We start from the raw sequence: 15,223 nt of genomic DNA on the forward strand, positions 1-15,223 counted from the left end.
CCTTTTGTGCTTTCATTGAAAACGCGTGGGAGCGAGACCGATTTTGGACAGATGATCCTTTGTTAAGATCTATGTGCAACTTTGTAGTTGCATGTATTGACAAGTAACTTATAGGTTGCGTATAATCAGGCTATGAACGAAGACAAAGACGCGATTTTTCATGCATTGGGCGACCCGACCCGACGGCTGATCCTGGATGAGCTGGCGGAACGTAACGAGCTGACGTTGTATGAGCTGACGGCCCGTCTCATTATGAAGCATAACCTGTCGATTTCGCGACAGGCGATCGCCAAGCATCTGGCTGCGCTGTCGGCGGCCGATCTCGTCCAATCCGTCAAGAAGGGCAAGTATCGGGTGCTGGTTTTTCATAACGAGCCGTTGAAACACTTGTTGAACAGATGGCTGGAGTAAGCCGCAACGAGAAGCGGGCCTATTCGGACCTGGAGTCCGGGCTATTTTAAAGGAGGCAATTTTGTGATGAAAATCATTGTAACCAGCCTGTTTGTCGACAATCAGGACAAGGCCCTGGCATTTTATACCGAGAAGTTGGGCTTTGTTATCAAACATGACGTGCCGATGGGCCAATTCAGATGGATCACGGTCGTATCTCCCGACAATCCGGACGGCACTGAGCTGCTGCTTGAGCCGAACGAGCACCCTGCGGCCAAGGAGTTTCAAAAAAAGATTTCGGCCGACGGCATCCCGGCTACGATGTTTGGCGTTGAGGACGTGCAGATGGAATACGACCGCCTGATCGCTCTGGGCGTGAAGTTCACGATGGCTCCGACCAAGATGGGCGACATCACGATTGCCGTATTTGACGATACTTGCGGGAATTTGATTCAGATGATTCAGCGTTAGCTGGTAATGAGATAACAGGTGAGCTGGATATATCAACAGCGGCAGTCGTGACGTTGCTTTTGAACGCATGGCTGTCCGCTGTTTTTTTCAAATAAAAAAACGGCATTTCTGCCGTTACAAAAGTTCTTTATATTCCACGTCCAGTGGTAATTTTCCATTTCTCATATCTTCTGCAAGGAATGAAACGTTAAGCTGTACGCTGGATGTGATGATTTCCTCACAACAGCTTTGATTATTGCAGGACCAAGTAGGGATATTACGTATAGTAAAGCTTTTTCCAGATTCAATCCAAGATATATCTTTTAATTGATATCGAGCGTGATTTCCACATCTGCAATGAATAGTGTCCGCAAGATAAACCATCGTAACCCCTCCTTACCAGTACTTATATTATACCATGATTTGTTATTGTAATACGTAATGCATCCCAAGTCAGCGTAATTTTTTCTTGAATTCTTGAAGTTTTTCCATCATTTCCGGGTTGTCTCGTAAAGATTTAGTTAACTCGACGATGTGTTCATTACTTACGGTTATAACTCGAATGCGTTCTCGATTTATCATTTCGAATGATACAGTTATCTTAAAGCGTTCATCGTACTCGGTATGATACAAAGTATAAGTCAGGTTCGTAAAGCCTTTCCATTCAGCGTGTGCGTCAACCCTGTCACTGTCAATAACCAATTGTATAACAAGAAGTACACTATCGACGGACGGGGGAGTACTTTCTGTGGCTTTATCTACTCTTACCGCGATGCGTTCTCTTGCGTGTTGAGTAAACACAATAGTGTCATCCCTAATCAAGTCTCGTCTATCTTTACCAGCGACCAGACTGTTCTTTAACGAAATAATTTCTGTTTGTTGTGAAGAATCGAGAGGGATTTTTATGCCTTTGTCCAAAGCAATCCATTCTGATTGGGTTCGATTACTCGATACTTGATGAATATAATTTTGTTGTTTTGCGTTCAATTCAATAATATCTTGAAATTCGATTACACGGTCAGCTAAATAGACTTTAAAACTCATTGTACACCTCTTTCGATACTTTAATGTTGTATGCTCTTCGCGCAATTCACACCTCCAGCACCGACATCACCCTCTCGATAAGCCGTTCCTTCCAAGGCGACGTCCCTTCCAGCGACTGCAAAAGCTGCTGCGCTTTGTTGGCAAATAGGAACTGAATGGCCCGGGCGTATTCCAGGCATCCCGAATCGCGAATATATTGCAAGCATTCGGCTTTTTTTTGCACAAAAGATGAGATGTCCATGCGGCCTTCGTAAAATAAGATGAGCGCTGGGAACTGCTCGCGGCTGTGCTGGAGCAGGAACAGGACGGGCAGCGTTTTCTTTTTATGAAGCAAATCGTTTTTCAAGTCGGGGCGCAGCAGGTCCCGCGTATCGTTTTTGAGCTGGGCGACGATGCCGACATATTGGGCCAGCTCGTCGAGCCGGGCCACGGTTTCGGGGGCGGGCGGTTCGGCAGCCTGCAGATAGCCCATCGCCACCGCCACATTCATCAGCGAAGCGGATTTTTCCTGAATCATGACGATGTAGTCGGCTTCGGTCTGTACGGAATGGTTCAAGTCGCGTTGTTGACCGCTGATCGCTTGCGCGATGAAGCGCAGCAGGCGGGGGAGCTGGGCCGGGCGAGAACCGGCGATTTCACTGACCGATGCCGTGATAAAAGCGAGAATTGCCTGCAGCGCATAAGCGGGCTGGCACTGCATCCAGGGCTTATCAGGGTTGTCCTGATCCTGCACATCGTCTACGATGTCCAGCGCCAGCATCAACAGCTCGACATGGGCCGCAGCGCTGAACAGACGGTCGAGATCGCCACCCAGCATGCCGCCGCAGCAAAGCGTAAGCTCCGACCACAGGCTAGGTCCTTCCTCCGACTTATCGCGAACAAAACGCTTGAGCAGCTTGTTCAAATCGCTGACCGGAAAATAATCGTTAATCATACGTTCGATTTCGGCGAGAATGCGCTCCTCCATTTAATCCCTCCGCTGCGCTTCATAAATGTGCTTGTATTGCATGAACTTGTCCACGGCTTGGCCGCGCGATTTGACGCCAATTTTCTCGTAAATTTTGCGTACATAATTGTCCACCGTTCGCTTGCTCATATGCATTCGTTCGGCCATCTGTTCATTTGTTAGCCCTTCGAGTATCATGGACATCATGTGCATGTCCTGCTCGTCCAGCACATCGGTTTGCAGCAGATTGTCGCTCTCCACGCGCATGTTGTGAAAAACGGGCAGCGGTACGATAGTATGATTCTCCATTAAAATCGTAATCAGGCTTTGAATCAGCACACCCTTGGATTCTTTCGAAATCACGGCGCTCACTTCAAGTCCGATCAGATGATTGTACAGATGGGTAAATTCAATGCCGGTGAAAATAACCAGATGAATCGCCGGATAACGGCTTTTGATGATCTTGGCGATTTCGTCGCCGTATTGATCGGGCAAATGGAAATCGAGGAACACAATGTCCGGGCGATAGCGCTCGACCAGCGCCAGCCCGTGCGCGCCATTGTCGGCAATGCCGGCCACCTCGACGCCTTCAAGCTGACGCAAAGTAAATGAAGTGGCTTCGGCCATCAGCGGATGATCGTCGACGACGACGATGGTGACTTTGCGATTCATACGACCCAGCCTTTCTGTTCAGGTAAAGGAATGCGAATGGTCAATTCGACGCCGCTTCCCGGCTCGGAGCGCCAATTCCATAGACCGCCAAGCAGCAGCACGCGGCTGCGCATTTGTTCCAGTCCTACTCCGGCATGGACCGGCGTGTAGAAACGAGGCATTGTGTCCAGCCTGGCCGGATCGAGCCCAATGCCGTTATCCCGATACGACAGGCAGACGGAGGAGTCTTGTGCCGACAGCCGGATGTGTACTTCGGTAGCTTGCGAATGCTTTTTGGCGTTGTTCATCAGCTCTTGGAAGATGCGGAACAGATGTTTTTTACTCTCCGGATCGAGCGTTTCGACGAGGGCTGTCCCCTCGGCTTGAAAATGTATGTCTACTTCGGTCAATCCCCGGTCCAGATCAATGGCCGCTTCCATTGTTTTAATCAATCCGGCCCGCTGCAGCAAATAGGGATTCAGCTCAAAGCAGCTTTGCCGCAAGCTTTCATTCAGCATTTCGAGATGTTTGACGACCTCTTGCACAGGCTGATCGCTGGTGTGATTGTCGATGTAGGCGATCAATTTACGGCGAATCAGCACAATGTCCTGAATAATCGTATCGTGCAGGTCGGTAGCAATCCTGAAGCGTTCTCGCTCCTGCAGCGCGAACAACGATTTGCGCAGCCAGGCGAAGTCTTGTCCGGCCTGCTCGTCGGGAATTTGCGAAGCCAATTCATGTACCCTTAGCGTCAGCTTGCGAATCAGGTAGACGTTCTCCAGACAGACGGCCAGATAGGAAATAATCAAGTCGAGCCATTGCTTCTCTTCTATGCCTAGAGGGGTATTGGTCTTCTTTTTCGTAAAGACAAAATAGCTTGTATACTCCTCATGCCGGTTGATTTCCAGCACCGTATACGCCTGTTCGCTCAACGTCTGATCGAGCAGCCCTTGCTCCACCGCCTCCAGTTCCAGCTCGCCTTCACTAATCATCTCTGTATCGTTCTGATAGCAAAAGACAATAGCTCCGCCGTACACCTGCAGCGTATGGACAATATCGAGCAAAATGATTTCCTTCAGCTCTTGAAAGCTGGTAATGGCCCGCAAATTGCGCGCGACTTTTTTCAGCGCCAGCTGCAGGTGATATTTGCGCGGGAACATAATCACTTCCAGCCGCGTGGCGAAGTATTCCAGCATGTAGAGCAGGAACGAAATCGTGGTCAGGATAAACAGGAAGCTGAACGCGAGATTTTGCAGGGACGCTTCATGGATGAATACAAAAGACAGCAGCCCCACCAGCAGCACGCTGGGCACAATCGCGATCAGCGTAGTGAACACAATGCGCCGCATGATGGTCTGGATGTCAAACAATTGCTTGGTGACGATCAGATAACAAAACGAAATCGGGAATAAAATGACACAATAACCCGTGTAGAGCGGATCGACGATTGGATTGCCGCTGACCAGAATGGGAATGAAGGACAAAAAAGCCAACGGCGCGCAGGAGACGAACAAAGCGAACCAGACGATTTTGATCATCGATTGAATCGACGCGTCCACGTGACGGTATTTGACATAGATGTAGACGAACATGAACAGGTTGAGCAGCAGGCCGAGCAGGAAGAAGGAGAGGACGATTAGGTATTCTATTTTGTAAAAAATGAAAATATTAAATGGAGTTAAGAAGCATAACGTTGCGATTCCATTAGCTGCTGCGATGTAATACAGTACGTTTAGCCACTTAGTGGAAAGTCGTATTCCGCTTTTTTCCTTAAAAAACAGAATTAAAAAATGTAAAAACACTAATGGCAGTGCAATGACGAAATTAGTAACGAAAACCTTAGCGAGAGGGTCGCCACGATATGATGAAGCGAAGCTCATAAAAATAATACCTGTAATTAAGAATACAAGCGATAGAAAACGTGCAGCTCTTGAAGCTGGAATTCGAAGATAGATTAACAAGGACAGAAATAAACTTATAACTTCCCCAAACATGGAGAAAAAATCGTAGATAGGTTGACTTCGGTCTTTAATAACGATCTCAAACTCTACACCGTTTCTGGAAAGTGTAATGGTATCTGCTTGTTCGATTGCTCCCCATTTTTTAATTTTACTGAATTCATTAGGCTCGTTTCCGTTAACTTTTTCCAGAATGTCGCCGACGCGCAATTCGGGTCTCCGGATATCCCCGCCTGCGTCAAATCCTTTAATGGACCAAACATTTTCATGATTTTTCTCGAAGAGAATTCCTGAATAGCCGTAGTGAAAGGTTATATGAAGAAACCAAAGCTGAACAAATACTAGACAAAAGAGCAGAAGACTGCGGATCAATTTATTTTTCATATACGCTCCTTTGCGCTTAGTTGTTATAATGAACACAACCAACCAAATAAAATAGAAAGGGATGTGAATTAATGAACCTAGGAGCGTGGTCTCCAGAGCTTTCTCATTTAATTTTTAAATTAAAACACAATAAATCTGACGGACTTTCCAAGGATGCAATTCATCGCTTTTTAAAGTCATCTGAGCTTTCTGTGGATGAGAAGCAAGCAGTAGTAAAAGTTTTTTTAAAAAAAAGTAATGATCAAGACGCTCCAGCAATAAATTGGCTTTAATATTTTGAAGCGCCAATATGCTACATAATTTTACAAAAATATGAAGGAAGCTGCAATTTCTTTTTAGAAATTGAGGCTTCTTTTTTTGTTTTTCGCAAAAAAGGTCGTCATAAGCTGCGCAGAGCGCAAAAAAAATTGCGCAATGCGCAAGAAAAACGTGCGATGCAGCCAACGGGCCGTGGCGCTAAGATAAGAATTGTAGAAATTTCCAGTTGCGAAAATGACATGGAGGGATACTGACAATGAAGGACAAGACGATGAAGCGTTGGAGCTCGTATGAGCCGTTTTATATCGAGTTGGCCGGTCATAGGGTGGCGGATATCATCATTACGCGCCATGCCAGGCAGCGGTGGGCGGAGCGGGTGGAACTGGAGCAGGTCGGGGTGGGGGAGATTTGCGCGTTTTTGTGGGAGAGGCTGAAGCAGGGACGATTGGCGTTGTATTACGCGAACGAGCAGGACGTGTATGTCGTGGACGATGATTTGCTGCTGGTGGCGGAATTTGCGATGCATGATGCGGTGGATATCGTCGGCGGGCCGCTGTATAAAATGGTCGTGATTACGTTCCTCGGCCGGATGTCGGAGACCTTGGAGCTGCGCGATTTGCGGAGTTATTACGCATGGCTGCGCCATTCGCGGCGGATGACGTTGGTGAAGCATGGAAGGAAGCGGCGGTAGGGAGAATTACGTGTATGGGTATTCGTTGTCAATGCCGTATGTAACCCGAGCTTATCATCAAATCGTATTTTTTCGTCGATATGCCGCGATTTTCATAGCATCCATGCATTCATTTACGGCTTTTTCGAAATGACCATTCGTGAAAATTGCACTATACTGGTAATCCAATTGAATCGGGAAGGGGAACCCTCATGAATTTGAAACGGATCATCTCTTTATGTCTTGTTTTGCTTGTATTATGCTCACTCTGGCTCCCAGGCAGGGGCAGTTTGGCTGCTGCAAGGACAAGCTCTGCGGAGCCGGAATCGGCAGCCGTTTCTCAAGCGGTCTACAGCGAAGCACCTGTCGTTGACGGCTTTGGCGGATCAACAGGCAGCTTCACCGCCGACGAGCTGGCAAGCATTCGCGAACTGCCAGGCAATCTGAAAAAGCTCGCTGCCTACTATTATCCTGAGCTGACTTCGCTGCTTACGCAGGACGAGCTGCTGGACGTACTTGCCTGGTCAGATTCGGAAGTGGAAGCTCTGGTGCGGGATCTGAGCAAGAAGGAGCAGAAACAACTGCGCCAGTTGACGCCTTCGGTATTTAGTACGGTCGACGTCAAAGATCGCAAAGCGGACAAGCTGATCGAGGACAAGTCGACGCTGCTCACCGGCAAACAGGTCGCATCCGGCATGTCGGCGATGACTACAGGCACTCCGGATTCCCAATACAGTCCGCTGGAGCCTTATCGTTATCAGGTATCGCGCGACGGGTACTTTGACCCGCTTTACCGAGTGGCGACCCAGCAGGATGTCGATGTCCGCTTGCCGGGCAAGCATGGGCTCGATTTGGTGCTGGCGCGGACGTATAGCTCGATGAGTGCGGATGCCAAGGGGGTAAACAGTGCTGCCCGGATTGCGAGCGGCTGGAAGCTGCTGGTTCCCGAACTCACGATGAATCGCTGTCCGGAGGGTGGCAACTGCGCCGTTTTTAGTTTGGAGGACGGTAGCTCCTATGTATTCAAACGCACCCCTTCTTCGAATCAGTATACACTGTCAGCGGATTCTCCTTATCAGAATGCCAAGGTTGTTGCGGATTCGACGGGCCGGATGTGGCTTACCCTCGACAACAAAATCACCTATCTATTCAAGTATGATGCCAGTTGGGACAAAGGCTGCCTGATCAGCAAAAGCAACGAATTTGGGGATACGATTACCTACAACGGTTACTACCCGTATAGTCGGATGATTTCAACCATTACAGACAGTGTAAATCGAACCATCACCTTCTCCGAATCTAACAGCCAGATCACCGGCCTGGAGGTCCGAGATGCAACAGGCACCTTGACGCACAAAATCAATTATGAAAACACGTTGCGCCAAACGAGTCTAACACTTCGCAAACGAATCACCATTCAATCCGACCCGCATCCCTTTGTGACTGAAACCGTGTTTTATACAACGTTGGATCGGGTTACCGATGTAATTGGCAACCGAACCCTGCACACCTATACGTACTACGATCCACGTGTAGCCGACTTCAATCAATCGGATACGTTGTACGACAATTATGACACACAAGTGGCACTTGATGTCGTGGTGAACGGGGAAGCCATTGAGAAGGCCGGCTACATGAGTGTGGGAAACTATGAAGAGATGGCATACATTCTCTTAAAAGAAGCGACCGACGATATCGGCTTCACGGTACAGTACATGTACGACTCGTACAATTCGAACTGGTATACCAACGCCTATACGGACTACGCTCAGAGCGATCTGAGCCGAGGCACCGTGCGCAGCTACGGGGGACGGGGGATTCGCAACTATCAAGGCTACCATCCCGTATCTCAGGTATTCTACAAATATACCAATAACGTTGGTCAAGCCAAGGTGCTCAGCCAAAGCTTGCTCAAGATGAGCAATCGGGTTCAGGAGATGTGGATCATCAACCGTAATGGGTCGGACCCGGTCACTGGTTATGCCAGCCGCTTCAAAAACGTCAGCAGCTACCGCTCCGGCGACCGTCCAGTCACGACAATCATCACGAACTACGGCGACTACAGCATTCGCACGGAAACCGGCTACACGGCAGTCAACTACGGCAAGTTCCGTCAGGACTACAGCCTGACCAGCTATTCGCCGATCAGTAACGGCGTCGATTGGACTGAAAATGGCAGTCGCTATCTGAACGCACCGACGGAATATACCACCTATCAATACGATGAGGGCAAAACACGTCCGTATCTGAACAAAAGCTTCACCTCGGATAGCCTGGGCGACCCGACGCCAGCGGCTATCAAAAGCGCGTTGCTTAGCTGGGGCAGCCGTACGCTGCCGGCGGGGATGGCGAACTACGCGACGATTACCAAGCAGGAAACGAACAACGTGGGCTTCCCCACCTACCAAGAAGATGCTCTCGGAAATACAATCACCTACACCTACGGCTATTACAGCGGCAATGGATATGCCGGTACGTATTTGACCAGCAAAAAGCTGACTGCTGCCGATAACCTGACCGCTTCGGAGGACAGCTACACGTACTTGGCTCCGGGCAAAATCAGCACACAGACGCATACCAGCACGTACCGAAACCCGGCCAACCCATCGGAGGTGCGGACCGATACGACATTGATGGAATTTTTGAACTACAACAGCAGCGGCGTGCCAACGTTGATTAAAGAAAGCAGCTCGGGAAATCAATACGGCCAGCAGCCGATGGTCAAGCAAACCGCGCTCACTTACGATGCCGCAGGCATTCATGTGTTGTCCGAGACCACAAGCCTTGCGATGGGCAGCGCTCAGACACCAACGCCGACAACCGTGAGCTATGCCTACGATAACCGCGACCGCTTGACGCGCGTCACGTACCCGGATGGCAGTAAAGCTGAGTATCAATACGATTTCAAGGATCGAGCCGCAGCGGAGACGTTCACCCCGGCTTCGGGCAGCGGCGGTAGTCCGCGCACGATCCAGTATACGTACAACGATACCTCACGGCAGGTCGTGGCTGTGCTCCCGGATGGCGAGAACCAATTGACCACCTACACCCCCTACGGGGATGTGGAAAAACAAGAGCGCAAGGCGGGAAGCAGCACCAAAACCACGATGGTGCGCAATTTTGACAGCACAGGCACACGGCTGCTGATGGAGCTGCCCTATAACGATTACAATCACCGCACGGCCTATACGTATGATAAAAACGGTCACGTCAAATCGATCATGAATGGATTGAATCAATCTACCTACGTCTACACAGCCAACACGGCGTACCGGACAGACGGCAGCAGCATGTATCCGCAAAGCACGATACGCACGGTCGAACCCGACGGCAAAGAAACGTGGGTGTTCAAGGATCGGAGCGGACGAGTGACGAGCCAACGCGAAGCGAGCGCAACCAAGAATCGAACGACCAGCTTCACGTATACCCCGCTGGGCCAAGTGGCGCAGCAGCAAGTAACGGGCGGAGGGATCACGCAAACGACCCAATACGGCTATGACGCCGACGGGCATTTGATCTATTTGAAGGACGATCAGGGCCAGGTGTATCAGTATGTATACAACCGAATGGGCAGCTTGATCGCGACGTATATCAACGGCACGTTGAAGCAAAGCAGCGCGTATAACGAAGCCGGTTGGCTGCTGTCAACGAAAAACGCGGCGAATCTGACCGATAGCTACACGTACCAAGTCAACGGACTTGTCGCTACGCGCACCGACAAGGACAACCAACGCTACAGCTACACGTATACGCCGTACAACGAGCTGAGCACGACAACGATCCAAAACAGTGCAGGGACTACGCTGTACACCGAGCAAAACACGTATGACAGCGCCACCCGGCTGCTCACCAGCGCGACGAACAGCGACAACGAAACGCAAGGGTATCACTACGACATCTGGAAGCGTCTGGACTATCAACAGGTGGCAGGGCGTACCTATCTGCTGGGGTACGATAGCTTGGACAACCTGAACAGACTGACCTACCCGGACGGCAAAAGCGTCACTTACACCTACGACAACCTCAACCGCATCGCCAGCGTTGCTTATCCGGAAATGGGGGTGCAGCCGGTCAGCTACACGTACAGTACTGCAGCGAACGAAAACAACATGACGTCGACCTACCCGGCGCTCGGAGCCAGTCAGGAGAAAAAGGTAGATGCGTTCAAGGAGCTAATCAGCGTCCGGCATCTGAGCGGCACGACACCGACCTGGAACGAAACCTTCGGCTATGACGGCATGGGCAACATCACCAGCATGAACCGAAATGGAGCAGCCAGCACCTACACGTATGACAAGCTGAACCGCATCGACGTAGAGACGGTACCAGGGGGAGTCAAAAACTACGACTACGACAGTCGCGGCAACATCCAGTCGATCCAGCATAACGGCACTGCATATGTAAGCACGTACGACAGCACGGATCGGCTGCAAACCGTCAACACGCCTAACGGGCCGAGCAGCTACACCTACGACAATCGGGGGAATCGATTGACCTCCACGGGAAATGGCAGGTCCGGCACGTATACGTATACCGCGTTAAATGAATTGAAAACCTACACGAACACCGTAACCGGAGCCACCTACGGCTATACGTATTACCCCGACGGCCTGCGCGCCACAAAAGGTATCGTCGGGGGCGACCCGACCCGTTACGTCTATCTGAACGGCAAAGTGATCGAGGAATTGGGTTCGCAGAATATGGTCAAGGCCCGCAATATTTGGGGCAACGAGCTGTTATATCGCCAGGATTTTACCGCGAACAAGCTGAGCAACGGTTCGTTTGAAGCCACACCTGCCCCGGCGTGGTTCGTAGACGGCGGGCAAATCGTAAGTGGCGGCACGGACGGAAGCAAGATGATTCAATTTACCAATGCAACGACCGCCAATGCAACTGCCACGCAATACGTACCGGGGTTAACAGCCGGCAAGCAATATGTGATCGAAGGTTCGATCAAGACGCAAAATGTGACAGGTACGGGCGCCTTCATTTGGCTGTCCTATCGTGACGCCAGCATGAACGAAATCGGCGGCTACTGGCTGGGGACGCAAACGGGGACGAGCGATTGGAAACGAGCCAGCATGCGGGTAACGTTACCGGCTGGGACGACCTCCATGTACGTCGGAGCTTTCTTAGTCAATGCCAGCGGTACAGCCTGGTTCGATGATTTGCGCGTCACCGAAGTAGGCGGATCGGCCCAACAATCTGGTTACTATTTCTACAACGGTCACGGCGATGTGGTAGCGGTGAAGGATTCCAGCGGCAGCACGTTGAATACGTATGATTATGACATTTGGGGAAATCTGACAAGCAAAACGGAGACGATGCCGCAACCGTTCCGCTATGCGGGCGAGCCGCAGGATGATGAATCGGGGTTGATTTATCTCAGAGCGCGGTACTATGATCCTGCTGTGGCAAGATTTATTACGGAGGATACGTATACAGGGAAGATTGATAATCCGCTGAGTTTGAATTTGTATACGTATGCTTGGAATAATCCGTCTAAGTATGTAGACAGAACTGGAAATAATCCAGCAGCAGTGGTAGCTGGGGCGGTTATATGCCCTGAATGTGCATTAGCAGTTGCTGCTGTTGGAGTTGTTGCGTATGGTGGAATTAAATTATATAAGTGGTGGGCATCAAGCGATGACGAGGCTTCTGAGCCTCTTAGCGATGAAGAAATCATTGATAAGGAACTTTCAAGAACTCAAAAAGACCAAATAGACAATATTGATAAAAATTTAGATGCTGTGAACGATGAGGAACATCTGGATGCATACGAAATAGAAAAAAAAGGTGACTATGTTCGAGACGCGAATGGGAATATAAGAATTAGTTCCAAGACAGGAAAGCCATTCAATCATGTACAAGAAGTAGAGCAATCCGAGGGAAAGATTTCTAAAATGGTTGAAAAATTAAAGAATGCACAGAAAAGTCCTTCGTTTCAAAAGGATACTTCAGAGGTCACAAAAAAAGCCGTTCAGGACGCGATAGATCGTGGACAGAAATTTATCGATAAGGTTAAAGCTATAAGGGAAAATATTAAAAATGGTGGGTGAGACAATTGAATGGAAAATATTTCATAAATGATTATGGAAAATTGACCATAAATGAAATTTCAAAGCTAGAAGGTCATGAAGGCGAACATGAAGTGGATGAACGATTACCCTTGTCTGTATGGTACGGGAGAATATTGGATAAAAAATTAGCTGATTTATCAGATGGTGATATAGCTAAATTAATTAGACAAAACGTTCACCTGCCGCATGTTGTTCCCGAAGGTATAAAAAGAATTCATCTAAACCCGATCGCTGGGGATCTTGGTGATTTCGAATTGCTAGAAGCTTTTAACTATATTGATGTGGAAGAATGGAAATTAGAATTGCAATTAAGCTATGAAGTCAAGATTTTTTTTATTAAATTACTCGAAAAAATAGAGAGAAACGAACTTGATTTGCCTCAAGATAAGGAAAGATTTTCTGAAGAAGACCGAGAAGAACTAAAAGGGAACATTGAGAAAACAATTAATACGTTACAAGAGGCTTTAAGTTAAATCTTTATACTTTTTTCCGCCTGGCGATTCATCGCTTGGCGGTTTATTTTTTGAAAAGAAAAATGCTACTCTACAACGGTCACGGCGACGTGGTAGCGGTAAAGGATTCGAGCGGCAGCACGTTGAAAACGTATGAGTATGACATTTGGGGTAATTTGACAAGCGAAACGGAGACGATGCCGCAGCCTTTCCGCTATGCGGGTGAGCCGCAGGATGATGAGAGTGGATTGATTTATCTGCGGGCGCGGTACTATGATCCTGCTGTGGCGCGGTTTATTAAGGAGGATACGTATACGGGTAAGATTGATAATCCGTTGAGTTTGAATTTGTATACGTATGTGGAGAATAATCCATTAACGCATTGGGACCCGAGTGGACATGGCCCTTTTGGTCGAGCGGCAGTAGGGATCGGGGAAAGTCTTGGTGCAGATCTGGGGGGAGCTGGAAGTATGCCAGGGTCTATGTCAGGGGCGCCGTATCCTATCGTGACTCCACTGCAAGACCCCGAGGGATCTGATCCGTATGTGGATAAAAAGATTTTACCGAATTTGCCAAGCACGTATACGAATCAATGGCAAGTTGATCAACCTTTTATACAGGTGGATCAGCAAACTGCTAAAGAAAATTCCCCAACAGTAATGCAACAACCTGTAGTAGATTCATCTATGTACATTTTAGCCAGCGGCATTTCTCCTTTACAGAATGGTTTAGCCCTTTCTAAAATTGCAGGTAATTACGGAAATTTGAAATGTGTTAAGGCTGCAAATGCTATGAAATCTTACTTGACAAAGAATAGTTTAAAAGGGGAGCAAATATCTATAAAATATCAAGGGGATTTATTGTGAGTGACTCCTATCAGAATGGGAATGAAGCTATCAGCATAAATGGATTCCATACAGGCATATTATATGAAGATAAAGTTTACGATAACATTCATAAAGAGGGTGTACCCTACCAGACTTGGCTAGACGATTTTAGCGGCTTTGGCCAAAGGACGATCACAAGGGACAAAATAAATTAATGGAGGGAAACATGAATATTTTATATAATAAGCTTCAACAGATCAAACAAAAACCTGCACTGTATCTTGGAAAAAAATCTTTACCTCTACTTCAAGCGTATCTAAACGGATATGTAGCTTATCACAATGATACAAATAATGAAGAAGATTATTTCTTTCTTCCTGAATTAAGGGACTATATTATACAGCATTATAATATAGATACTTCACATGGCTGGCCAGAACTGATTACCTTTTTCTCAAGCAATGATAATGAAGCGTTTGATAAATTTTATGAATTGCTGGATGATTTTTTCTCCAAAAATACGGATTAACGGAATTGAAGCTTAGATCATGATGTGTAAGGGCCGTCTTGCGAATTACGCTTGGCGGCTTTTATTTTAGTATGGTTAATGTCAAAGATCGCATCCGCATGTCGGCGTTGACCACAGTATGAAATTTGGGGCAGTTTGACAAGCAAGACGCAGGCGATGCCGCAGCCGTTCCGCTATGCGAGGCAGATTAATAATCCATTGAGTTTGAATTTGTATACGTATGTGAGTAATGGATTGATGGTTTGGCCGTAAATGTGAATACTGGTTTAAAAGAAAAAGCCGACGCAATGATGGAAGACCCCAACTGGTATCCGATAGGTAACTGGGCTACGATGGGAACCTTTGATACCGTAAATGGGGCTATTAATCCAGATGAACCGGAGCATTGGGTAGATTCGGCGGGTACAGCGACACTGGAATTGGTGGTATCAGTGGACAGGCAGGTAAGGTTGGAGCTAAGGCTGCGGTAAAAGCTGCAAATGTTTTATCAAAGGGTGAGCGAATTAATATTTTCAATCAAGAATTGTTAGATGCTTCTCCAGCGAAGTCAGCAGAAGAAGCCTTAAACCGGATTATACGACTAA

14 protein-coding genes are annotated in these 15,223 nt (G+C 48.1%); 9 read left to right on the forward strand and 5 right to left on the reverse strand.

Going from position 1 to position 15,223, the window contains the following annotated elements; all coding sequences use genetic code 11:
* Window positions 1-132: 132 nt before the first annotated feature.
* Both B5M42_RS04835 and B5M42_RS04840 read left to right on the forward strand, forming a co-directional pair.
* Complete coding sequence (locus B5M42_RS04835) at window positions 133-411, forward strand: ArsR/SmtB family transcription factor (protein ID WP_134755781.1); 279 nt, start codon at window positions 133-135, stop codon at window positions 409-411.
* Between the two features lie 66 nt (window positions 412-477).
* Window positions 478-861 carry a VOC family protein gene (locus tag B5M42_RS04840; RefSeq protein ID WP_134755779.1) on the forward strand — a complete coding sequence of 128 codons (384 nt, stop codon included), beginning with the start codon at window positions 478-480 and terminating at the stop codon, window positions 859-861.
* Between the two features lie 114 nt (window positions 862-975).
* On the opposite strand, the gene B5M42_RS04845 is transcribed toward B5M42_RS04840, so the two are convergent.
* The 5 genes from B5M42_RS04845 to B5M42_RS04865 all read right to left on the reverse strand — a co-directional run bounded on the left by B5M42_RS04845 (window position 976) and on the right by B5M42_RS04865 (window position 5,073).
* A complete protein-coding gene (locus tag B5M42_RS04845) occupies window positions 976-1,224 on the reverse strand; it encodes a hypothetical protein (protein WP_134755777.1) in 249 nt (82 codons plus the stop codon).
* A 69-nt stretch (window positions 1,225-1,293) separates the two neighbouring features.
* Complete coding sequence (locus tag B5M42_RS04850; protein WP_134755775.1) at window positions 1,294-1,884, reverse strand: hypothetical protein; 591 nt, start codon at window positions 1,882-1,884, stop codon at window positions 1,294-1,296.
* 46 nt (window positions 1,885-1,930) lie between these two features.
* Window positions 1,931-2,851, reverse strand: a complete 921-nt coding sequence (locus B5M42_RS04855) for a polyprenyl synthetase family protein (protein ID WP_134755774.1) — start codon at window positions 2,849-2,851, stop codon at window positions 1,931-1,933.
* On the reverse strand, window positions 2,852-3,502 hold the full coding sequence (locus B5M42_RS04860; protein ID WP_134755772.1) for a response regulator transcription factor: 651 nt from the start codon (window positions 3,500-3,502) through the stop codon (window positions 2,852-2,854).
* Window positions 3,499-5,073 (reverse strand): sensor histidine kinase, encoded by a 1,575-nt coding sequence (locus B5M42_RS04865; protein ID WP_167690178.1) that lies wholly within the window; start codon window positions 5,071-5,073, stop codon window positions 3,499-3,501. Before B5M42_RS04865 ends, B5M42_RS04860 begins: the two co-directional genes overlap by 4 nt.
* Window positions 5,074-5,894: 821 nt before the next feature.
* Between B5M42_RS04865 and B5M42_RS04870 the strand changes: the two genes are divergently transcribed.
* The 7 genes from B5M42_RS04870 to B5M42_RS04895 all read left to right on the forward strand — a co-directional run bounded on the left by B5M42_RS04870 (window position 5,895) and on the right by B5M42_RS04895 (window position 14,639).
* A complete protein-coding gene (locus tag B5M42_RS04870) occupies window positions 5,895-6,095 on the forward strand; it encodes a hypothetical protein (RefSeq protein ID WP_134755768.1) in 201 nt (66 codons plus the stop codon).
* A gap of 242 nt (window positions 6,096-6,337) precedes the next feature.
* Window positions 6,338-6,772: a hypothetical protein gene (locus B5M42_RS04875; protein WP_134755766.1), complete on the forward strand. Its 435-nt coding sequence runs from the start codon at window positions 6,338-6,340 to the stop codon at window positions 6,770-6,772.
* A 269-nt stretch (window positions 6,773-7,041) separates the two neighbouring features.
* Complete coding sequence (locus tag B5M42_RS04880; RefSeq protein ID WP_167690176.1) at window positions 7,042-12,810, forward strand: RHS repeat-associated core domain-containing protein; 5,769 nt, start codon at window positions 7,042-7,044, stop codon at window positions 12,808-12,810.
* Between the two features lie 5 nt (window positions 12,811-12,815).
* On the forward strand, window positions 12,816-13,304 hold the full coding sequence (locus B5M42_RS04885; RefSeq protein WP_134755762.1) for a contact-dependent growth inhibition system immunity protein: 489 nt from the start codon (window positions 12,816-12,818) through the stop codon (window positions 13,302-13,304).
* A gap of 35 nt (window positions 13,305-13,339) precedes the next feature.
* A complete protein-coding gene (locus tag B5M42_RS04890; RefSeq protein ID WP_230632687.1) occupies window positions 13,340-14,149 on the forward strand; it encodes an RHS repeat domain-containing protein in 810 nt (269 codons plus the stop codon).
* Window positions 14,146-14,325 carry a papain fold toxin domain-containing protein gene (locus B5M42_RS25695; RefSeq protein WP_167690174.1) on the forward strand — a complete coding sequence of 60 codons (180 nt, stop codon included), beginning with the start codon at window positions 14,146-14,148 and terminating at the stop codon, window positions 14,323-14,325. The genes B5M42_RS04890 and B5M42_RS25695 overlap by 4 nt, the downstream gene beginning before the upstream one ends.
* Window positions 14,326-14,336: 11 nt before the next feature.
* The gene (locus B5M42_RS04895; RefSeq protein ID WP_134755760.1) at window positions 14,337-14,639 is read left to right on the forward strand and encodes a hypothetical protein; all 303 of its coding nucleotides are present in this window, start codon (window positions 14,337-14,339) and stop codon (window positions 14,637-14,639) included.
* Window positions 14,640-15,223 lie beyond the last annotated feature (584 nt).

The sequence above is a fragment of the Paenibacillus athensensis genome (assembly GCF_004514475.2).
GTDB lineage: Bacteria > Bacillota > Bacilli > Paenibacillales > NBRC-103111 > Paenibacillus_AL > Paenibacillus_AL athensensis.